19 protein-coding genes are annotated in these 20,896 nt (G+C 75.6%); 10 read left to right on the plus strand and 9 right to left on the minus strand.

Going from position 1 to position 20,896, the window contains the following annotated elements:
• The first annotated feature begins 15 nt into the window (after positions 1-15).
• Complete coding sequence (locus QSK37_RS50425; protein ID WP_285636984.1) at positions 16-1,515, plus strand: ArnT family glycosyltransferase; 1,500 nt, start codon at positions 16-18, stop codon at positions 1,513-1,515.
• Here QSK37_RS50425 and QSK37_RS50430 read toward each other — a convergent pair.
• The 3 genes from QSK37_RS50430 to QSK37_RS50440 form a co-directional block, all read right to left on the minus strand.
• Positions 1,509-2,387, minus strand: a complete 879-nt coding sequence (locus QSK37_RS50430) for an SGNH/GDSL hydrolase family protein (RefSeq protein ID WP_285636987.1) — start codon at positions 2,385-2,387, stop codon at positions 1,509-1,511. The genes QSK37_RS50425 and QSK37_RS50430 overlap by 7 nt on opposite strands.
• A complete protein-coding gene (locus QSK37_RS50435; protein WP_285636990.1) occupies positions 2,384-3,502 on the minus strand; it encodes a glycosyltransferase in 1,119 nt (372 codons plus the stop codon). The genes QSK37_RS50430 and QSK37_RS50435 overlap by 4 nt, the downstream gene beginning before the upstream one ends.
• A gap of 81 nt (positions 3,503-3,583) precedes the next feature.
• The gene (locus tag QSK37_RS50440) at positions 3,584-4,810 is read right to left on the minus strand and encodes an MFS transporter (protein WP_285636992.1); all 1,227 of its coding nucleotides are present in this window, start codon (positions 4,808-4,810) and stop codon (positions 3,584-3,586) included.
• 79 nt (positions 4,811-4,889) lie between these two features.
• Between QSK37_RS50440 and QSK37_RS50445 the strand changes: the two genes are divergently transcribed.
• Positions 4,890-5,426: a CGNR zinc finger domain-containing protein gene (locus QSK37_RS50445; RefSeq protein WP_285636995.1), complete on the plus strand. Its 537-nt coding sequence runs from the start codon at positions 4,890-4,892 to the stop codon at positions 5,424-5,426.
• Here the strand turns inward: QSK37_RS50445 and QSK37_RS50450 are convergent.
• The 5 genes from QSK37_RS50450 to QSK37_RS50470 all read right to left on the minus strand — a co-directional run bounded on the left by QSK37_RS50450 (position 5,423) and on the right by QSK37_RS50470 (position 8,805).
• Positions 5,423-6,178 (minus strand): metallophosphoesterase family protein, encoded by a 756-nt coding sequence (locus QSK37_RS50450; protein ID WP_285636997.1) that lies wholly within the window; start codon positions 6,176-6,178, stop codon positions 5,423-5,425. The genes QSK37_RS50445 and QSK37_RS50450 overlap by 4 nt on opposite strands.
• A gap of 71 nt (positions 6,179-6,249) precedes the next feature.
• On the minus strand, positions 6,250-7,512 hold the full coding sequence (locus QSK37_RS50455) for a D-alanyl-D-alanine carboxypeptidase family protein (RefSeq protein ID WP_285636999.1): 1,263 nt from the start codon (positions 7,510-7,512) through the stop codon (positions 6,250-6,252).
• The gene (locus QSK37_RS50460; protein ID WP_285637002.1) at positions 7,497-7,712 is read right to left on the minus strand and encodes a hypothetical protein; all 216 of its coding nucleotides are present in this window, start codon (positions 7,710-7,712) and stop codon (positions 7,497-7,499) included. The genes QSK37_RS50455 and QSK37_RS50460 overlap by 16 nt, the downstream gene beginning before the upstream one ends.
• On the minus strand, positions 7,697-8,545 hold the full coding sequence (locus tag QSK37_RS50465; protein WP_285637004.1) for a hypothetical protein: 849 nt from the start codon (positions 8,543-8,545) through the stop codon (positions 7,697-7,699). Before QSK37_RS50465 ends, QSK37_RS50460 begins: the two co-directional genes overlap by 16 nt.
• Complete coding sequence (locus QSK37_RS50470; RefSeq protein WP_285637006.1) at positions 8,542-8,805, minus strand: hypothetical protein; 264 nt, start codon at positions 8,803-8,805, stop codon at positions 8,542-8,544. The genes QSK37_RS50465 and QSK37_RS50470 overlap by 4 nt, the downstream gene beginning before the upstream one ends.
• Before the next feature lie 146 nt (positions 8,806-8,951).
• Here QSK37_RS50470 and QSK37_RS50475 point away from each other — a divergent pair, with 146 nt between their 5' ends.
• The 4 genes from QSK37_RS50475 to QSK37_RS50490 are packed head-to-tail and all read left to right on the plus strand — an operon-like array spanning position 8,952 to position 11,591.
• Complete coding sequence (locus tag QSK37_RS50475) at positions 8,952-9,128, plus strand: hypothetical protein (RefSeq protein ID WP_285637008.1); 177 nt, start codon at positions 8,952-8,954, stop codon at positions 9,126-9,128.
• 3 nt (positions 9,129-9,131) lie between these two features.
• Positions 9,132-9,428 (plus strand): hypothetical protein, encoded by a 297-nt coding sequence (locus QSK37_RS50480; RefSeq protein WP_285637010.1) that lies wholly within the window; start codon positions 9,132-9,134, stop codon positions 9,426-9,428.
• Positions 9,425-10,321 (plus strand): hypothetical protein, encoded by an 897-nt coding sequence (locus QSK37_RS50485; RefSeq protein WP_285637012.1) that lies wholly within the window; start codon positions 9,425-9,427, stop codon positions 10,319-10,321. The genes QSK37_RS50480 and QSK37_RS50485 overlap by 4 nt, the downstream gene beginning before the upstream one ends.
• Positions 10,305-11,591: a hypothetical protein gene (locus tag QSK37_RS50490; protein ID WP_285637014.1), complete on the plus strand. Its 1,287-nt coding sequence runs from the start codon at positions 10,305-10,307 to the stop codon at positions 11,589-11,591. The genes QSK37_RS50485 and QSK37_RS50490 overlap by 17 nt, the downstream gene beginning before the upstream one ends.
• Before the next feature lie 2 nt (positions 11,592-11,593).
• Here QSK37_RS50490 and QSK37_RS50495 read toward each other — a convergent pair whose 3' ends face one another.
• On the minus strand, positions 11,594-14,053 hold the full coding sequence (locus tag QSK37_RS50495) for a PASTA domain-containing protein (RefSeq protein WP_285637016.1): 2,460 nt from the start codon (positions 14,051-14,053) through the stop codon (positions 11,594-11,596).
• A gap of 128 nt (positions 14,054-14,181) precedes the next feature.
• On the opposite strand from QSK37_RS50495, the gene QSK37_RS50500 reads away from it, so the two are divergent.
• The 4 genes from QSK37_RS50500 (at position 14,182) to QSK37_RS50515 (ending at position 20,874) form a co-directional block, all read left to right on the plus strand.
• Positions 14,182-14,874: an FHA domain-containing protein gene (locus QSK37_RS50500; RefSeq protein ID WP_285637018.1), complete on the plus strand. Its 693-nt coding sequence runs from the start codon at positions 14,182-14,184 to the stop codon at positions 14,872-14,874.
• A gap of 107 nt (positions 14,875-14,981) precedes the next feature.
• Positions 14,982-16,298 (plus strand): MFS transporter, encoded by a 1,317-nt coding sequence (locus tag QSK37_RS50505; RefSeq protein WP_285637019.1) that lies wholly within the window; start codon positions 14,982-14,984, stop codon positions 16,296-16,298.
• A complete protein-coding gene (locus QSK37_RS50510; RefSeq protein ID WP_285574821.1) occupies positions 16,276-16,533 on the plus strand; it encodes a WXG100 family type VII secretion target in 258 nt (85 codons plus the stop codon). Before QSK37_RS50505 ends, QSK37_RS50510 begins: the two co-directional genes overlap by 23 nt.
• A gap of 9 nt (positions 16,534-16,542) precedes the next feature.
• Entirely contained in the window at positions 16,543-20,874 is a 4,332-nt protein-coding gene (locus QSK37_RS50515; protein ID WP_285637026.1) for an FtsK/SpoIIIE domain-containing protein, read from the plus strand.
• Positions 20,875-20,896 lie beyond the last annotated feature (22 nt).

Below are 20,896 nucleotides of genomic sequence, written 5' to 3' on the forward strand. Positions count from 1 at the left end.
TGGGATGGTCGCGGCATGACGACCGTACGGGCGAGGACGCCGGTCGGCGCGGGGCGGCCCGGGTTCGCGACCGGGCCCGTGGCGGTCGTGGTCGTCGGGCTCGCCGCCGTGCTCAGCGCGTTGTCCCCCCGGTACGGATTCCACCGTGACGAGCTGTACTTTCTCGTCGCCGGCGGGCATCCCGCGTGGGGGTACGTCGACCAGCCGCCGCTGACGCCGCTCGTCGCGAGGGCCGCCACGGCGCTGTTCGGGGACACCCCCGCCGGGCTGCGCGTCGTCGCGACTCTCGCGTCCGCCGCCAGCGTGCTGGTCACCGCGCTCATCGCACGGGAGCTGAACGGGGGACGGCGGGCGCAGGTGTTCGCCGCGCTGGCCGCGGCGGTGTCCGGGTTCGTCCTCGCGGTCGGGCACATGGTCTCGACGACGACGTTCGACCTGCTCGCCTGGCTGCTGGTCGCGTGGCTGGCGCTCGGGCTGATGCGTACGGGCGGCGGCCGCCGGTGGCTCGGGCTCGGGGTCGTCGTGGGGCTCGCCCTGCTGAACAAGTATCTGGTCGGCATGCTCGCGGCCGCCCTGCTCCTCGCGGTGCTCGCCGTCGGGCCGCGCGGCGCGCTGCGCGGCCGGTGGCCGGTCATCGGAGTGCTCGTCGCGGCCGTCATCGCCGCGCCGAACCTGTGGTGGCAGGCCACGCACGGCTGGCCGCAGCTCACCGTGGCCGGGGGCATCAGCGCCGACGACGGCGCGGAGAACCGCGTGCTGTTCGTGCCGATGCAGATCGTCTACCTGTCGCCGTTCCTCGTCCCGGTCTGGATCGCCGGGATCCGGCGCCTGTGGCGTGACCCGGAGCTGCGGTGGGCCCGCGCGATGGTCGTGGCGTACCCGGTGCTCTGCGTCCTCGTCCTGGCGTCCGGCGGCAAGCCGTACTACGCACTTCCGGTGCTCCTCGTGCTGACCGCCGCCGGCTGCGAGCCGCTGGCGCGATGGACGCGCGGCCGCCCGCGTACCGCCGTCGTCGTGGTCGCGGGTGTCCTGGCGGCCGCCACGTCCGCGCTCGTCACCCTGCCGCTGCTGCCGACGAGCGCGCTGTCGGCGGTGAACGGGATCAACAAGGAACAGGGCGAGCAGGTCGGCTGGCAGGCGCTGACCTCGGCCGTCGCGACGCAGTGGTCCGCGATCCCTCCGGCGGAGCGTGCCCACGCGGTGATCTTCGCGGAGAACTACGGCGAGCACGGGGCGATCGCGCGGTACGGGCCGCGGCACGGCCTGCCGGTGCCGTACTCGGGCCACATGAGCGACTTCGACTGGGGACCGCCGCCGGACTCCGCGACCGGCCCGGTGGTGCTGGTGTACCAGGACGGCGACCGGAACATCGGCCGGTACTTCACCGGCTGCCGGGCCGGGAGCCGCGTGGACACCGGCACCGACAACGAGGAGCGGGGCGCGCACGTCGACCTGTGCTCCGGCAGTACCGCACCCTGGTCGGTGATCTGGCCGCGCCTGCGGCACTACTACTGAGGACCGGCCACCGGCTCGCGTCGGTAATCACCGGCGAGCGACGGCAGCACCTGGGCGAGCTCGGCGTGCACCCGCTCGTCGAGCCGTACGGTCTGGTCGCGGAGCCGGTGCCAGGCCTCGGTGAGCACCAGCCGGGTCAGGCCGGGCAGCAGGTCGCGCGCGCGGCGGGCCATCCAGCAGGTTCCCTCGGTGGCGAGCCAGTGCGCCTGGGCGCGCAGGCTCGGCGGCGGGTTGGACGGCTCGGGTTCGGGCAGCCGCCACAGCGGCACACCGCGGTCGGCCAGGCCGTCGGCGAACAGGCCGGCCAGGAGCCGGTGCCCGCGCTCGCTCGGGTGGATGCGGTCGACGCCCCACATCGCCGGGTCGTACAGGGACGGGTGCCCGGCCAGGTCGAGGTGGACCGTCTCGTACGCGGACGCGAGGTGCCCGACGACCGCGTTGACCGCCTGGATCCGCCGTGCCAGCGGCCGGCGGACGACCTCGGGGACCCGCAGCATCCGGCCGGGGTCGGGCAGGCTCGCGGTGAGCACCACGGCGCCGGACCGGCGCAACGCCACGACGGTCCGCTCCAGGCGGGCGGCGATCGGCGCGATCGCGAAGTCGCTGCGCAGGGTGTCGTTGACGCCCACGAGCACCGAGGCGTACGCGGGCCGCCGGGCGAGCGCGCGGGGAAGCTGGTCGGTGACCACGTCCTCGACCAGGGCGCCGCAGCGTGCGTGGTTGTCCAGCGCCAGGCCGCCGGGCGGCGCGATCGCCTGGCCCAGCAACACCGCCCAGCCGCGCCAGCCGCCCTGCGGCAGCGGATCGCCGAGGCCGACCGTCACCGAGTCGCCGAGCGCCGCGAACCGCACCGGCTCCGGGGTGCCCCTCATCGCGGAGTTCCGTGCGCCCGGAGGAACCCGTCGACCGCGGTCTGCCAGTCGAAACGCGTCGCCTGTTCGCGGGCGACGCGTCGGCGGCGCGACGGGTCCCGGGCCAGGAGCCGTTCGACCGCGTCGGCGTAGGAGACCGGGTCGTCCTCGGCCGTGAGCCCGGCGCACCCGATCACCTCGGGCAGCGCGCTCTCGCCGCTCACGACGACCGGGGTGCCTGCGGCGAGCGCCTCCAGCGCGGCCAGCCCGAACGTCTCGACCGGGCCGGGCGCGACGGCGACGTCGGCGGTGGCGAGCAGCCGGGCGAGCAGGACGCGGTCGGCCACATGGCCGAGGAACCGTACCGGCAGCCCGTCCGCCTTCGCCTCAAGTGATCGACGCCGCGGGCCGTCGCCGATCACGACGAGCGTGGCCGGCACGCCCCGGCGGCGCAGCTCGGCCAGCGCGCCGATCGGCCGGTCGGGCCGCTTCTCCGGCGACAGCCGGCCGCAGTGCACCAGCAGCGGCCCGCCGGGCCCGGCCAGCACGGACCGTAGCCTCGCGTCGTACCGGTCGGGTGAGAAGGTCTCCAGGTCGACGCCGAGGGGCACGCGGACGACATTCGGCACGGCCAGCCGACGGAACTCCGCGGCGGCCCACCTCGTGGTGCAGACGACGACGTCGTAGGAATCGGCGGTGGCGCGGTTCATCCGGTCGGCGAGCCGCTCCGCGGGCAGTCCCGGCGGCCCGAGCAGGCGCAGCAGCCCGTCGAGCCCCTCGTGGGAGACCATCATCGACCGGACACCGTGCGCGGCCGCCCACTCTCCGGTCCACCGCAGGGTCGTACGGTCGGAGACCTCCAGCCGGTCCGGCTCCAGCTTCTCCAGCAGCCGCCGCAGCCTCCGGCGGGCGGTGATGACCCGGTAGCCGCCGGTGCCGGGCACGAGCGGTCCGGGGATCGTGATGATCCGCCCCTGTTCGTTCCATTCGTCCCGGTGCCGCGGACCGGGCATGATCAGCACCGGATCGTGCCCGGCCCGCACGTAGCCCGCGCCGAGCTCCCGCAGGGCGGTCCGCAGGCCACCGGAATGGGGCGCGACGGCATTGGCCAGCCGCACCACTCTGACGCCTCCCACGCTCGTACGATCGCCCGGGCGACCGACCTGCGCCGCAACCCCGCGTAACCGGAACGCGAATCTTGTCCGACGGCGCGGCTTTCAGGACGCCCGCTCGGTGAACACGCGGTCGGCGAGGGCGACGAGCACGGCGGAGGCCGTGACGGCGGCGGCGAGCAGGAGCAGGACGCGCCCGCCGAGCCCGGCCGCGATCCCGGTGAGAGCCGCGCCGGCGGAGGACACCGCGATCTTCAGCCCGGCGCTGGTGACGAACACCTGGGCGTGCGCCGACGGCGGCGCGTACCGCGTGCGCGCGGCGAGGGTGGCGGTGAACGACGTGGCGATGCCGACCCCGATGAAGGCGAACCCGGCCAGGGCGAACCCGTACGCCGGGGCGGCGGCGCACAGCGCCGTCGCGACGGCCAGCAGCGTGAAGAGCCGCCGGGCCAGGGCGTCGGGATCCGCGCGCAGCGGAAAGACGGTGACGAGCAGCGCGCCGGCGAGGTTGCCCAGCCCGAGCGCCACGGTCAGCGTCGCGCCCGCGCCCGGCCGGTCGCTGAGGTGCGGGCCGAACAGCGCGGCGATCACCGGCAGGGCGCCCAGCGCCAGCGCGGAGAGCAGCGTCATGATGGTCACCCGCCGCAGCCCGGCGTGCGCGGTGAGGACGCGGAGCCCGGCCCGCATGCCGTACGCCCCGTCCGGGACGCGGGTGCGGCCGGAGGCGGGTCCGCGCGGCAGCGTCAGCGTGAGGACGGCGCCGGCCGCCGCCGCACCGGCGAGGCCGAAGACGGCGGACAGCGGCCCGGAGAGCGCGGCCAGCCCCGCCACCACGGCCGGCCCCGCCGTCCCGCCGATGCTGTAGGTCAGCGCGTCCCACCCCTGCGGCCGCCCATCCGCCCGCCCGCCGACGATCGCGGGCAGTCTGCTGCTCAGGCCGCCGGTCAGCAGCGGTCCGCAGCAGCCCGCCACGGCGACCGCGCCGACCGCCGGCGCGAGCGGGAGCCGGCCCAGCGCGACCGCGCCGGCCGCGAGCGCGGCGGCGTAGAGGAGGTACGCCCCGGCGAGCAGCCGCCGCGCGTCCCGCGCCCGCTCCAGGCGGCGGGCCGTCCAGGGGCCCAGCAGGTGGGGAGCGCTCAGCGCCGCGGCGAGGACGCCTCCGGCCGCGGGAGCGCCGTCGCCCAGTCCGGTGCCCGGGTCGACGGCCAGCAGGACCAGTCCCACCGACGCGCCCGAGTCGGCGCCGCGGACCAGGGCCGCCGCCACCAGGTAGCGCACCAGCCCGGCGGCACGGCCTCGCCGACGCTCGGTCGCCCGCTCGGCGATCGCCACCCGGCACCTCCTCGCGTCACCCCATTGACCGGTGACGCCCACCTTGCCCCGTGACCGCGTCACCGGTCAATATGGTGATGTGTTCTTCTTCCTGAGCGGTCGGCCGTGCCTGGACCTGACGACGACACTTCAGGTACGCCACCGCGAGCACCCGGTCGAGACGCTGAACACCCCGTCGGACGTGCGTGACTGGATCGCACAGGCCGGGCTGACCGGGCCGGTGGACGTCGACGACGCCGGCCTTGAGCAGACCCGGGAGCTGCGCGAGACGATCCATCGCCTCTGTCGTGCGGCCCTGACGGCCACGGCCCCGGCGCCCGGCGACGTCGCGTCGCTCAACGCCACCGCCGCCCGTCCGCCGCTGGTGCCGCGCCTGGCCGACGGGTCCGTACGCCACGAGGGCGACCTCTCCCAGGCGCTGTCGACGCTCGCCCGCGACGCGATCGACCTGCTCGCCGGCCCGTACGCCGGCCGCATCCGCGAGTGCGCACACCCCGACTGCAGCCGCCTCTACCTGGACGCCTCACACGCGGGCCGCCGCCGCTGGTGCGGCATGACCGCCTGCGGAAACCGCTCGAAGTCGGCCGCCTACCGCCGGCGCCAGACGAGCCGTTAGGTGCCGGCCGCGCCGGAGAAGGCCGCCAGGGCCTCCGCGTCGGAGTGCACGGTCAGGAGGTTCTCGGCGATGAACTCGGCGAGGCCCGGGCAGTCCGCCGCCTCGGTGCGGAACGTCCGCGCGGCGGCCTCCAGGTCGTAGGCCGTGCGCCGCAGCACGACGTCCGGCCCGAGCAGGGCCCAGTGCGCACCGGGACCCGCGCCGTACGGCATGCCGACACTGCCCGGGTTGACGAACCGGCGACGGTCCGCGAGACGGTCGAAGGGCATGTGGGTGTGGCCGAGCACGACGGTCGGCTCGTCCGTGCCCGCGAACGCCTCGCGGTACCGGTCCAGCGGCGAGTCGACCAGGATGAACTCGGCGTCGTCGCGCGCGGTGGCGTGGCAGAACCGTACGGCTCCCAGCCCGGTGACCTCCAGCGTGACGGACAGCGGCAGGTCCGCGAGCAGGGCCCGGTGCCGCCGCTCCAGCCGGGTCGCGCAGTACTCCGCCGTCCGGCGGACCACGTCGGGCAGCCCGGGGGCGAGCGTGCCGTCGAAGGCGTCGGCGACCTCGCGTTCGCCGTTTCCGCGGACCCAGACGGCGCGCTCGCCCAGCGCGGCCAGCCGGTCCAGCGTCTCGGCGGGCATCGGCCCGGTCGCGATGTCGCCGTTCAGCACGATCGCGTCGGCCCCGCAGGTCTCGACCTCCGCGAGCACCGCTTCGAGCGCGGGAAGATTGCCGTGGATGTCGGACAGGACTGCGACGCGCATGATGCCTCCTTATCTCTGATCCTGTCCGTTCGCGAGGGCGCGCGGCGGCGGATTCACCGAGGGCTGAACGATCAGTGCGGCCGGTAGGTCCAGTGCCAGCTCTCGCTCGGCACGTCGTTGACGAAGCCGTAGGTCGCGGCGTGCGCGCGCAGCCAGGCCAGAGTGCGCGGGTCGCGGACGTCGATGTCGGCGCTCAGGCCGAGGCCGTGCGTGCTCTCGCCGGGCGCGGCGGCGAGGTTGCCGCGCCCGTGCACGTAGGCGTCGTAGAGCCGCGCCTGTTCGGCGTAGGTGCGATAGCCGGAGTTCACCCGCAGGTCCAGTCCTGCGGCGCGCGCCGCCGCGTCCATCCTGCGAAACCGGCCCGCGGCGACCCTGGTCATCGTCTCGCCGTCACCCACGGGTCCGAGACGGCTCGGCGGCACGCGGCCGTTCTTGAGCCCGCCGACGCCCGGATCCGGCAGGCGCGTGCCCGTATCGCGCGAAGGCGACACGTGGCCGCCGATCCGCCCGGCCAGGTGCCCGCCGCGCACGATGACGCCGCCGAGCAGCGCCTCCTTGACCGCCCGCTCGTACGGGTCGGTCGTGGGCCCGATGCTCGCGACGAAGCGGCGGGCGTCGGCCGCGCTCCACTTCCCGTCGCCGCCGTCGGCCCGCTCGGCGAGCCGCCGTACCTTCGCGGCGTACGTGCCCTGGCGCTGCAACCGCTCCGCGACGAGCGGCAGCTGGGTCGGCGCGTCGAGCGCGGTCAGCACGTTGGTGACCAGCGTGGCGAGCGCGGGATCGGCCAGCCGGGCACGGGCCGGTTCGACGTCGGCGGCGAGCCGCCGCAGGGCGAGACGGGTGTGCTCGACCCGCGCGGCGGAGTCCTCGAAGAGACGGGCGAGCCGGCTCAGCTCGGCCAGGTCGAGCACGACCCGGCCGTGCGTCGGCGCGGGGTGCGCGGTCGGCTTCTTCACGTCGCCGCTCACCGCTCGGACCGCCGCCCGCGCGGCGGGCAGATGGGCCCGGTAAGCCCCGTTCGTGTACGTCGACCAGGGCTGGAAGGAGGTGCCCTGACCGGAGATCGACCACGCGGCACGAGCGTTCACGGCCGGGTCGAACAGCGCGGCGTCCGACTTGAGATGGAACGCCCGCCGACGGTCCGGGCCGAGCGAGCCGATCATGTTGACCTGCCACAGCCCGTACGAGTCGTCCGGCGGCACGGCGTTGTGCGCGTGCGGATCCCCACCGGACTCGGCGAGCGCGACCGCGACTGCCGTGGTGAGCGCCGACCCGCGGAACCCGGCGTCGTAAGCCTGCTGGGCGATCCGCCTCGGGGTCAGGACGTGCGACACGACTCCTCCTTCGACGCGGACGCCCCACCGGCAAGCGCGTCGCGTACGGTCTCGTGGCCGGTGGCGGTGAGCGCGTAGGCGGGATCTGCCACATCGTCGGCGTCGCCGCGCTCATCGGGGGTGATGATCCCCAGCCCGGCCGGTCCGGCGTCGAGCCGCATGACTACGGCGGTCCACCTCGGCGTCAGGACGTGCGACACGACTCCTCCTTCGGCACGGACGACCCGAGGAGGCCGGCGAGCGCGTCCCGGACGGTCTCGCCGCCGGTGGCGGTGAGCGCGTAGGCGGGATCTGCCACGTCATCGGCGTCACCGCGGTCCTCCGGCGTGATGAGCCACAGCCCGGCCGATCCCGCGTCGAGCCAGGTGATCGCCGCCGCCGTGTGGGCGGCTGGGCCGGTCGTGCGCACCGTGACCAGTACTCGCGCCTCGGACAGGACGGTCGTGAGTGCTCCGCCGGTGCCCTCGTCCCCGAGCCCGGCGCCTTGGGCGAGCAGCGCGTCGACCCGAGCCAGCAGCCGCGCGCTCGCCACCAGACGCTCACCGGTGCACGCGGAATCCGTACGCGGGACGAGCGGCTCGGCGACGGCCAACGCGGCCGCGCCGATCGGCTCCTCGATCGGCGCCAGCTCCCAGATGGACGGAACGGACTCGGCCGCCAGCAACCGCCGGTCGCCGGACTCCCCGAACACGTGGCGGCGACGGCCGGCCGGGCCCTCGTCGTGCCGTATCTCGACCATCGTGTCCGGGTGAAGCAGCGGGTCCAACGCCCCTCGGACGGCCGGCGCGAGCCTGGGTCCGGGCTCGGCCAGCCCGCGCGCCAGCAGCCCCCGCACGGCCACGGCCGCGGCGACGCCGTGCTCCTCCGACGCCCATCCGCTCGCGAACGCCGGAAGCGGCGCGCGCCCGGCCAGCCACGCGGCGGCGCACAACTCGTCCGAGGACAGCGCCCCGGGCAGGCCATCCCCCGTCACCCGCATGACTTCTTCTCTCCGGCCCGCGCCGGGCAGACCGTCCGCCGTCACTCGCGTCACTTCTTCTCCCCCGTCCGCACCGCCGCACCCGCGCGACCGCACAGTGACAGCAGCAGCGTGAGCGTCGCCCGCTGATCGTGGAGTTCGCGGACGCGACGGTCGGTACGCCAGCGGAACCGGCCCGCGCCGGGTCCCTGCCAGTGCAGGCGCGCGGTGCCGGAACGAAGGCCGTCGACGATGTCGTCGAGCCGCCGGATCTCGGCCCGGATCCGCGCTTCGGCGTCGGCCCACACCGCCTGATCGGCGTGCCCTGTGCCCATGGGTCACCTCCCGGTACGCCGAGTCTGCGGGCACGTCGCGCACCCGGGGAATGGAAAGGGTTTCCCATATCCGCCGTTCCGCCGGGCGGTTAGCGTGCGGAACCGAGCCAGGGCGCGGGACGCGCTCTTCGCGGAAGAGGTGAACGATGGCGACCGGTAACGCGACAGGCACCCCTCCCGGCGCAGGCTCCTACCCCGACGGTGACCCCGAAGCGATCCGCGCACTGGCCGCGGACCTGCGGCGGATGGCCGGGCGGCTGACCGCCATGCCGGCTCCCGCGCCGGCCGGGCGGCGCGCGACGCGCACCTCGCGGAACAGGTGAACGATGACGACCGGTGACACGACAGGCACAGCCCCCTACCCCGACGGTGACCCCGAGGCGATCCGCGCACTGGCCGCAACCCTGCGGCGGATGGCCGGGCGGCTGACCGCCGTGCCGGCTCCCGCGCCGGCCGGGCGGCGCGGGCCGGCGGCCACGCACGTGCGTTCGCTGCTCGGTGCGGCCGTTCACGACGCCGGTCGTACGGCGGGCGATCTGCGTGCCTGTGCCGCCTCCCTCGACCACGCCGCGCACACCCTGGAAGCGGACCAGCGCGCCTGGGTGAGGAGGCACACCCCATGACGGTGCTCTCGGTCGACGCCGAGGCCATGTGGCGCGGCGTACCGCAGGTCGAGCAGCTGGTGTCCCTCCTGGAGGACGTGGCCCGTGGGCTGGACGGCGTCGCGGTGCCGGCCGGCGTCCCTCCCGTGCTCGCCGCGCGGGTCACGACCACCGCCATGGCGGGCGCGCGCGATCTGCGGGCGCGGGCGCGGGGGCTCGCCGGCGTGCCGGAGGACCTACGGCGGCGGGTCGCGGCGGCGCGGCTCGCCGACGCGCCCCTTCTGGCGGGTGCCGGATGGGGGCTGCGCCTGCTGGGCCTGCACTTCCGCGCCTTCTCCATGCAGACTCTCAGCACGTCGATGAGCTGGGGTGTCGCGACCCGGGAGATACGCGAGGGCCGAGCGGCGGGCGAGACGTACAAGGCGGGTACCTGGCGTGCCTTCCGCACCAGCGCCGTCACGGCGGAGGAGGCGAGCGCCACCCGGGGCGTCCCGGCCGCGCTGGCCCGTACGGCCTCGGCCGGCGGGCGCGCGGTCACCGGCGCGGGCTGGGCGCTGACCGCCTACTCCAACCTCCGTGATCCCCGGCTGTCCGCCGAGCAGAAGGTCGGGCGCACCGCCGCCTCGATCGCCACCGGTACCGGCGTGTCGGTCCTCGCCGGGGCCGCGTCGGGCGCGGCGTTCGGTTCGGCGGCCGGGCCGCTGGGCACGCTCGTCGGCTTCGGCGCGGGTTCGGCCTGGACGCCGGTTGGACACCCCGAACCTGCCGTCCAGTGTGACGCGGCGGCCGACGCCGCCAACGAGGTGGAGCACGTCGGAGGCGACGCCACGCACGCGGTCGGGCACGTCGGAGGCACGGTCGGGCACGGCGTGAGCTCCGTCGCACACAAGGCCCTCGGTGTCGTCGGCCTCTGACCCGCGACAGGCCCGCTGGGAACGCACCGACGCCGCGCCCGACGAGGCGCAGCACCTCGGAGACGACACCGCGCACACGGTCGGACACCGCATCAGCCCCGTCACGCACAAGGTGTCGTCGGTCTGTGACCCGCGGCAGGCCCGTTGGGAACGCGTCGACGCGGCGGCGGCCATCGTCCGCGCCGCCGTGCCGTCCCTGCCCGGCGCGACGCCGGAGGCGCTTCTCGCCGACGTCACCGCGGGCCTGACGACGCGATTCACCTGTGTCCTGCCGATCGACGTCACGACCGGCCCGAGGGACGCACGGCGCGGGTCGGTGCGGTTCCTGCACGCGGCCGTCGCCCCGGACGGTGAGGGCGTCGCCATCGAGACCCTGCTGCACGGCGGCGAGGTGACCTGCTGGGTCTGCCCGGCGCAGCGCTACGCCGCCGAACGACCCGCCGCGCGGCGGGCGATGGCCGGCCGCCCGCCCCGACCTGGCGGGAACGCCGACCCGGCGGCCGAGGCCCGGCCGACCATCGCGCCGGTGAACACCTGGAAGCTCTCCCAGCACTGCCCCGCCGCCCAGGTGCCAACACACGACACCGCCGAACCCCGGCCGACCGTCGCGACGGCGCAGACCTGGATCCTCCCCCAGCGCGGCCCCACCGCCCAGGTGCCAACACACGACACCGCCGAGCCCCGGCCGACCGTCGCGACGGCGCAGACCTGGATCCTCCCCCAGCGCGGCCCCACCGCCCAGGTGCCAACGGACCACACCGCCGAGCCCCGGCCGACCGTCGCGACGGCGCAGACCTGGGTCCTCACCCGGCGTGGCCCCACCGCCCGGATACGGCCGGACGACACCGCCGCCGAGGACCTGCCCGCCTCACTCCTGCCGCTCTGGATCGCCGCGACCACGCGGCTCGGCCCGCGTCCGGCGCCGGCCGACCGGCGGATGCTGATCACCACGTGCCCCGCGCTCGACCGCCTCCTCGCGCTGGCCGGCCCGGACGAGGCCGCGGTCCGTACGGCGCTGGACGACCGGGAGCTGCCCGGTGACGACGCCGCGCGGCTGGCCGACCTGGTCCGCGGCCTCGTACGCCGCTGGCAGCTGGACTGGGCCTCGAATCGGCTGGAGATCATCGACGCCACGAGCGGACTCTGGCACGTACGGACCGGCCTGCCCGCCGCGCTGACGAGCGAACTGCCGGCAGGCGAGACGCCGGTCGCCCTGGCCCGTACGACCGCGGCCGACGTCTGGCACGACCTGACCCTGACCCTCGGCTGAGGTCAGGGCCAGACGCAGCCCAACCGCTCGTTGTCCTCCGCGCCCCAGGACGCGGGGTCGCTGGTGATGCCGTACAGGCGTGCGCCGCCGGCGTCCCTCCACACCCGGTAGATCGGCGTCGTGCCGCTCACCCCGCAGTCCATGAACGTCGCGGCCGGGCTCGGCCCGGTCCAGTCCTGGTACGCGCCGATCCGGGAGTAGAAGTGGTTGACGTCAAGGCCGTTGCAGTGGCTGGGGCCCGTCGTACAGGTGAAGCCGTTGATCGCCTGCGGCGCGGGGATGTTCTCCCCGGCCTTGTAGGCCAGGCCGACGTGGAACGCCTGGTGCCCGTACCCGGCGGGGATGTCGCCCTTCGGGCGCAGCACCCAGACGTCGGCGTCGTTCTTCTGGTAGATCCAGTAGTCGACGAGCGCCCACGGCGAGTAGTGGATGGTGACCGTCGTGCCGATCGGGTACGTGCCGGCGGGCTGGTCCTGCGCCTCGACCTTGTCCGTCGACGGATAGGGCTGCTCGGTCTTCTGACAGGTGAAGCCGCGTGCGGTGATGTCGGCGCAGGCGGAGCCGGGGTTGCCGCCGACGTAGCTCGGCAGCGTGTTGTTCGCGCTGTAGTAGGTCAGCGTGATCGGCTGCTTGATGTTCCGCCTGGTGTTCGGCGGCACGTCCTGGTCGTAGACGGTGCCGGGCTGCTGCCCGGTGCCGGCCGCGGTGGCGCCTTCCTTGCGCGTGCAGGCGAACCCGTCGGCCTGCACCTGCCCGCAGGCGGCGTCGACGCTCTGGCCCTTGTAGTCGTGCGTCGTGCCGGTGCCGCTGTAGTAGACGAGCCGGGCCACCGCGCCCTCGCCCGCCTCGGTGCCGGCCGGCGGCGTCTGCTGATACACCTCGCCCGGCCGGTGTGCGCCGGTCGCGGCCGCGCCGATCGTGGCCTGGCACTTCATCGTGAAGGCCTTGAGCCGTGCGCAGGCCTCCCCCTGGGTCTGGGAGAGCACCGACGGCACCGTGAACCGGTCCGGGTAGGTGATGGTGACCTTCTTGCCGTCCGGTACGGCGCCGGGTTCCGGGTCCTGCGTGGACACGACGGCGAACTGGTCCGGGTCGACGACCGGCGTGGCGTCGGTGCGCCGTACGCAGGTGAGCTTCGCCTGGCCGATCAGGCGGCAGGCGGCCTGCCGGGACAGCCCGATCACCGAGGGCGCCTTCAGCAGCGTCGGCTTCTGCCGCGACGGCCGGTCGGGCGGGGCGGAGGCGTCGCTGTCACGGGGGCTCGGCGGCCCGGACGGGCCCTCGCCTGGGCGCGGCGTCGTGGTCGGGGCCGGCTCGCGGTCGGACTGAGAGTCCCGTACGTCCGGTCCGGCGCCCTTGTCGGCGGTGTGGTCCCGCCCGTCGCCGTCCACGATGAGAGCGCGGCGGTCGTACTGGCTGTTGGCCCACACGTGGCCGCCGCTCACGGTGAGGTCGAACGCGTCACCCTGGCGGCCGGGCACGGTCAGTGGCCGGCCGACCCGGCCGGAGGCGGCGTCGACGCGCCAGAGCTGCGGCTTGGCGTAGTCGGGCACGTAAACGTCGCCGCCGAGCACGACCGGGGCGTCGAGCCGCGCGCTCGGCCCGGCGGGCAGCGTCGCGCGGGTCGTACGGCCGGTGCGCGGGTCGAGGACGCCGACGCGTCCGCTCGTCCGGTCGACCGCCAGGACGTACCGGCCGGCCCCCCGCCAGGAGCCGAGCACGACGCCGGAGCCGGCGACGCCGAGGTCACCGATCGCGTGCGGCCGGTCGGAGTCCACGACGTACGCCTTGCCGGCGCCGGTCACCGCGACCGGGTGCCCGTCGGCGACGGTGATCCCGGAGACCGGTTCGCCCAGGCGTACGGTGCGGCGGACACGGCCGTCCGCGACCTCGACGACCTGCGCCGCGCTCGTGAGCACCCAGACCGAGTCACCGGCGGGGACGGCGTCCAGGATGCCCGTCCCGACGGAGACGACCGGGGCCGCGGGCTTGCCCGGCGGGGCCAGCTCGGTGATGGTGCCGCCCTTCTTGTCCACGAGGTAGCCGGAGGAGTCGGTGGCGAGCGCCTCCAGCTGGGTGCCGCCGTCCGGGTTCGGCATCGGAGGGCCGGTGGGCGCCATCGTGGAGCCGTCGAGGATGGTGACGGTTCCGGTGGTCTTGTTGACGACGGCCACGCGGCCGTCGGGCAGCCGGACGGTCTGGATCGGCTCGGATCCGGTGGCCAGCTCGATGGCGGTCTGGGCGTCGGACTTGCCCGTCTCACCGTTGACGTGCGCGACCGTGTGCCCGCGGGACAGGAACGCCGACCCGTCGCCGAGCAGCGGGCGGGCGACCGAATAGCCGACACCGGTGCTGACCGCCAGCACCGTGACCAGCAGCGTCACGGCCATCAGCGCCGAACCGGCGCGGCCGGCCGGTCCCGAGGGAAGACGCAGCCAGGTGGGGCGGCGGAGTCCTCTCACCAATTTCCCCCTCTGAACCGATTTCTGCCACCGGGCGGCAAGACTATAAACGGGAAGGTATTTGCTGAATGGCACACCTTTCCCAAATGACCGGCCGTGGCCATACGGGTGAAGTGCGGAGGAGACGGATGGAGTCCAGCGCGGACGACGGCGGCCTGACGATCGAGGCGGACGGATCGACGTACCGCCTCGCGCCCGGTGACACCTTCACGTTCGGCCGCGCCGAGAGCTGCACCCTCTGCCTAGACTCCGGCGACGCCGCGATCTCCCGGCTGGCCGGCGAGATCGAGCGGGTCGGCGAGGTGTGGTTCGTGTCGAACCGCAGCTCCAGCCGGCCGTTCTCCGTCGTCGACGGGCCCGGCCTGCGCCGGGTGCTGGCGCCGGGGCAGCGCGACGCCGTCGAGGGCCGGGTCCGCGTCATCGTGGACGGCACCGGCGGCCCGCACGAGCTGGTCCTCCAGGGCCCGGACCCGGTCGCCGGCGGGCCCGGCGAGGCGGTGACCGGCCTGCCGACCGCGGCCGGGCAGGACGTGGTGATCAACGACCGGGACCGGCTGGCCCTGGTCGCCCTGTTCGCCGGGTACCTGCACGAGGGACCGCGCTACGACCCGAGCCCCCGCTCGTACGAGGCGGCGGCGAGCCGGCTCGGCTGGCCACGGACGACGCTCGTCAAGCGCGTGGAGTACATCCGGACCCGGCTGACCAACGCCGGCGTGCCGAACCTCCAGGGCTGGAACGCCCTGAGCGCGCTCGCCGAGTACGCCCTCACGACGAAGCTGATCACGCCGGACGACCTGCGCCTCATCGGCAGGACCCCCTGACCGACCGGGCCGCACAACCGGCGGCTGTGGCCCCACACCCCGCGGTTGTTTGCCGCCGGCGGGTCGCGCGCTGTTGGATCGCCTCGGTCGATGCGGGGGAGGTCGGGATGAGGCGGTCGCTGGGCCGGGAGTTCCGGTGGTTGTGGACGGCGTTCGCGGTCAGCACGGTCGGCACGTGGCTGGCGTTCAACGCGTTTCCGCTGATCGCGCTCCGGGTGCTGCACGCCGGGCCGCCGGAGGTGTCCGCGCTGGCCGCCGTGGGGATGGCGGTGGGCGCGGCGGTGGCCGTGCCGCTCGGCCCCTGGGTGGAGTTCCGCCGCAAGCGGCCGGTGATGGTCGCGATGGACCTGGCCCGGTTCGCGGCGATGCTGAGCGTCCCGGCCGCGTACGCGCTCGGCCTGCTCACCTTCGTCCAGCTCCTCGTCGTGTCGATCGTCGTCTCGGCGTGCGACATCGCGTTCCGGGCGGCGAGCGGCGCGAACCTCAAGGCCGTCGTGCGGCCGGAGGACCTGCTCGTCGCGAACGGGCGGTTCGAGTCCACGACGTGGACCGCCACCATGATCGGGCCGCCGCTCGGCGGTGCCGCGATCGGGCTGCTCGGCCCGGTGACGACCGTGGTGGCCGACGCGGTCAGCTACCTGCTGTCGGCGTTGGGCATCCGCGCGATGGGCGGCGACGAGCCGCCGCCCGCGCGGCGGGAGACGGCACGGCCGCGCGCCCGCGACCTGTTCGACGGGTGGCGGTACATCCTCACCCACGCGGAGCTGCGGGCGCTGTTCCTCCACTCCAGCCTGGTCGGCGGCCTGATCCTCGCGACCGAACCCCTGCTGACCGTCCTCATGGTCGACCGGCTGGGCTTCCCTCTATGGCAGTACGGCCTGGCGTTCGCGGTGCCCTGCACCGCCGGGCTCGTCGGCTCCCGGCTGTCCCGCCGGATCGTGGCCCGGTACGGGCGGCGGAGGGTCGTGCTGGTCGCCGGGACGCTGGCGGCGTGCTGGCCGGTCGGGCTGGCCTTCATCGGCCCCGGAGTCGCCGGGCTGGCCCTCGTCATGGTCGTCGAGTTCGGGCTGATCACCTGCCTCAGCGTGTACAACCCGGTGCTCGCCACCCGGCGGCTGGAGCTCGCGCCGACGGACCGCGTCGCCCGGGTGCTGTCCGCCTGGACGGTGACGAAGAACGCCACCATCGCGGCGCTGACCGCGTTGTGGGGCCTGCTGGCCGGCCTGACCGGTCCCCGCGTCGCGATCGGGATCGCGGGCGTGCTCCTGCTGGCCACGCCTCTGCTGCTGCCCCGCCGGGAGGGCGCCTTGGGGAGGTCTTCCGATTCCGCTCCGGCGGAGCCGGCTCTAGCTTCGGTGGCGTCGCGGGACGCAGGGCCCGCACCGACCCGAGGAGACACCGATGATCCAGGCGGATCTGCCTGAGCTGGAGGCACTGTCCCGCCGGCTCGGCACGTGCAGCCACGACGTCCACGACCTCAAGCAGGCGCTGAGCACGCTCATCCACACCACGACCTGGACCGGTGGCGCGGCGGACCGTTTCCGGCAGGTGTGGGAGAGCCAGTTCCGCCCGGCCCTGGACACCATGGCCGCGGAGCTGACCGACGCGGCGCAGGAGGTCGAGCGCCGCCGGAACGCGATCGACCACGCCGCCAACTGAGGAACGGCGGTGGACCTCGACCTGGTGGCGCACGCCGGCGGCCGGGCCGTCGCGGTGACCGTCGAGGCCGACGAGGGGGCGACCGTCGGCGACCTGCGCCGGGCGATCGAGGACCTGGTGGGGCCGGCCGACGCGCCGATCACGGCCGGCTCACCACCCGTGCCGCTCGACGACGCCGCGCCGCTGACCGGGCTGGTCAGCGGCACGACCGTCACGTTCGGCACGCTGGGCGCGGGCGCGACCGTGCCCGCCGGCGGCGGCACGGGGCTGGAGGCCGCCGTGGTCGGCGGCCTGCACGCCGGGATCACGTGCAAGCTCACGCCGGGCGACGCCGTGCCGGTGGGGCGGGCGGCGTGCGGCGGCCTGCTCCTGCCCGACCCGGAGGTGAGCCGGTCGCACGCCCGGCTGCTCGCCGCCGAGGACGGCAGCGGCGCGACGGTGACCGACGCCGGGTCGGTCAACGGCATCCGGTTCGGCGCGTGGCGGCTCGACGGACCGCTGCACCTGCGCGCGGACCAGGTGGTCGGCCTCGGCGAATCGGTCCTGGCGGTACGGGGGCCCGCCGCGGGTGACGCCGAGGTGGTGCCGGACCCGGCCGGCGGGACCCGGCTGTTCAACCGGCCGCCGCGCATCCGGGTGCCCGAGCGGCTGCCCGAGCTGGTCGTGCCGGCCGAGCCGGAGCGGCCGGGCGGCTTCCGGCTGCCCTGGGCGGCGACGATGCTGCCGCTGCTGCTGTGCGGCGCGCTGTACTTCGTCGTCCCCGGCGGGTACACGGCCTACCTGCTGCCGATGATGGCGCTGTCGCCGCTGATGGCCCTCGCCACGGTGGTCGGCGACCGGCGCTCGGGACGGCGCGAGTACGCGCGGGCCAGGGCCGGTTACGAACGGGCGCGGGCCGCGTTCGAGACGGAGCTGGACGCGGCCGTGGCCGCCGAGGAGAGCGCCGAGCGCGCCGCGTACCCGGACCCGTCCGCCCTGGTCCGGCGCACCGGTGCGGGCGGTGCGGATCCGGCCGCCACGCTGTGGCAGCGGCGGCCGGGCGACCCCGACTTCCTGCGCCTGCGCATGGGGCTGGTGTCCCGCCCGGCGCGCCTGGTGCTGCGGCCCGACCCCGCCGCGCCGGTCCGCGCCGCCGAAACGACGCGACCGGAGCCGCCCGCCGTACGCGACGTGCCGGTCACGGTCGACCTGGCCGACGCCGGGGTGCTGGGCGTCGCCGGCCCGCGGCCGATGACGCTCGCCGCCGCGCGGGCATTGATCGTGCAGGCGGCCGTGCTCCACTCGCCCGCCGAGCTGGGCCTGGTGCTCGTCACCGGCCGGGACACGGCGGCCGACTGGGAGTGGGCGACCTGGCTGCCGCACACGCTGCCCGCCTCGTCGGCGTTCGCCTGCGCGCGGATGGTCGCGACGGACGCCGCGCAGGCCGAGGCGCGGCTGACCGAGCTGCGCCGCCTCGTGGACGAGCGCCTCGCCGAGCAGCGCAGCGCGCTCGGTCAGAGCCCGCCGCCGGGCCGCGCGCTGCTCGTGGTGCTCGACGGCGCGCGGCGGCTGCGCGACCTGGCCGGGCTGGGCGAGTTGCTCGCCACCGGACCCGCCGTCGGCGTGCGCGTGCTGTGCGTCGACACCGACGAGACGGCGCTCGCCGACGAGTGCGGCGCGACGCTCGTCGCGACCACCTCCGCCGGGTCCCGGGTCACCCTTCGCCGTACCGGCCGCACGCCGGTGGAGGACGTGCTCGCCGACGGGCTCGTCGCGGACGCGGCCGAGGCGGCGGCCCGGGCGCTCGCGCCGCTGCGGCTGCTCGGCGAACGCGGCGGCGACGCGGCGCTGCCCGACCGGGTGGACCTGCTCGACGTCGCGGGCCTGTCCCCGGTCACGCCCGCGGCGATCCGCGAGCGCTGGGCGGCGAACCCGGACGGCCGCTGCACCACCGTGCTCCTCGGCGCCGGGCCGGCGGGCCCGGTGAGCGTCGACCTGCGGCGCGACGGGCCGCACGCGCTGATCGCCGGTACCTCCGGCTCGGGCAAGTCCGAACTGCTGCAGACGCTGGTCGCCTCGCTCGCCGCCACGAACACGCCCGACGCGCTCACCTTCGTCCTGGTGGACTACAAGGGTGGCAGCGCGTTCGCCGCCTGCGCGGACCTGCCGCACTGCGTGGGGCTCGTGACCGACCTCGACGGGCATCTCGTCGGCCGGGCCCTGGACTCGCTGACCGCCGAGTTGCGCCGCCGGGAGCGGCTGTTCGCCGGCGCCGGGGCCAAGGACATCGAGGACTACTGGGCGCGGACCGGCGCGCGCCTGCCGCGGCTCGTCATCGTGGTCGACGAGTTCGCCTCCCTCGTCGAGGAACTGCCCGACTTCGTCTCCGGGGTCGTCGGCATCGGGATGCGGGGCCGCAGCCTCGGCGTCCACGTCGTCCTGGCCACGCAGCGGCCGGGCGGCGTGGTCACCGCCGACCTGCGCGCCAACCTCAACCTGCGGATCTGCCTGCGGGTGACGGCGACGTCCGAGTCGCTCGACGTCATCGACGTCCCCGACGCCGCCCGCATCCCCGTACGCCGGCCCGGCCGCGCCTACGTGCGCACGGGCCACGGAGAGCCGGTGGCGTTCCAGGCCGCGCGCGTGGGCCGGCCCCGCGCCGAGACGGACACCGCCCGGCCGCCCGTACGGGTCTCGCTCCGTCGCGTCGAGGCCCTCGGCCGGCCGGTCGCCGAGGCCGTCCCGGTGGAGGAGAACGCCGCGCGTACGGACCTGACCGACCTGGTCGCGGCCGTACGGGAGGCCGCCGCAGGCCTCCCCGCGCCGTCGCGCCCGTGGCTGCCGCCGCTGCCCGAGCACGTCTCCCTGTCCGCGCTGCCGGGCGAGGCCGGGGTGATCGGGCTGGCCGACCGGCCGTCCGCGCAGGCGCAGGAAGCGTTCGTGCTGGACCTGGAGCGCACCGGGCCGGTCGCGATCGCGGGGATGGCGCGGGCCGGGCGCTCCACCGCCCTGCGCACCCTCGCGGCGTCGCTGGCCCGCGCGTCGTCACCCGCCGACCTGCACCTGTACGCGCTGGACTGCGGCAACCAGGCGCTCGCCGCGCTGACCGCTCTCCCGCACTGCGGCGCCGTGGTCGACGGTGCCGACCCGGCGCGCGTCGAACGGCTGCTGGCCGCCCTGCACGCCGAGGTCACGCGACGGCAGCGGGTCCTCGCGGCGGGCGGCCACGGGTCGCTCGCCGAGCAGCGCGCCGCGGCCTCGGAGGAGGAGCGGCTGCCGTACGTCGTCGTGCTGCTCGACCGCCTCGAGGCGTTCTTCGCCCGCTACGCCGAACGCGACGGCGGGCGCCTGGTCGACCGCGTGGAGGAGCTGCTGCGGACCGGCCCGGGCGCGGGCGTGACGATGGTGCTGACCACGGACCGGTCCGGGTTCCACCACCGGGTGTCCTCGGCGGTCGCGGCCCGGCTCGTGCTGCGGCAGGCGACGCCGGACGACGCCGCGGCCTTCGGCCTGGACCCGCGGACGACGCCGCGCCGGATGCCGCCGGGCCGCGCCGTCTGGACGGTGACCGGCGAGGAGGTGCAGGTCGCCCGGGACACGGACCTGCCCGCCGGCCCGTGGGCGGACGTGCCGCCGGAGCGGCTGCCGCGCCGCGTCGACCCGCTCCCCGACAGGATCTTCGCGGCCGAGGCCGAGCTGTTGCGCTCCGTCGCGCGACCGGTGGGCCCGGCCGTCTGCACGCCCGCGGTGGGCGGCGACCACCTGGGCCCGGTCGACGTCGACCTCACGGCGGACGGCGGCACCTTCCTCGTGTGCGGGCCGCAGCGGTCGGGCCGTTCCACCGCGCTGGCCGCGATCGTGGCGGGCCTGGCCCTCCCGGTGCTGGCGGTCGCGCCGCGCCCGTCGCCGCTGCGGGACCTGGCCGGCGCGCCCGGCGTGCTGACCGGCGAGCCGGCCGACATCGCGCTCGCGGTGGAGGACGCGGCCGTCACCGGCCCGGTCGCGCTCGTCGTCGACGACGGGGAACTGCTCGGCGACCACGCGCTGACCGACGCGCTGGAGTCGTTCTGCCGCACGGCGCGGGACACCGGCTCGGTGCTGGTCGCCGCGGCCACCACCGACGACGTGCTGGCCAACCCGTATCGCGGCTGGCTGGCGGCGGTACGCCGGTCCCGTTCCGGGCTGCTGCTCAACCCGGCCACGCACGTCGACGGCGAAGTGTTCGGGTTGCGGCTGCCACGGTCGCTGTCCGGCGGCTGGCCGGCCGGGCGCGCCGTGCTGGTCCGGCGCGGCGAGACGACGACCGTACAGGTGATCACGCAGGTGAACGGCGAAGCGGGTGATCCACATGAATCCTTCTAAGCCGCCATATGCCTGCGATACC

It is taken from the genome of Actinoallomurus iriomotensis (assembly GCF_030269445.1).
Lineage (GTDB): Bacteria > Actinomycetota > Actinomycetes > Streptosporangiales > Streptosporangiaceae > Actinoallomurus > Actinoallomurus iriomotensis.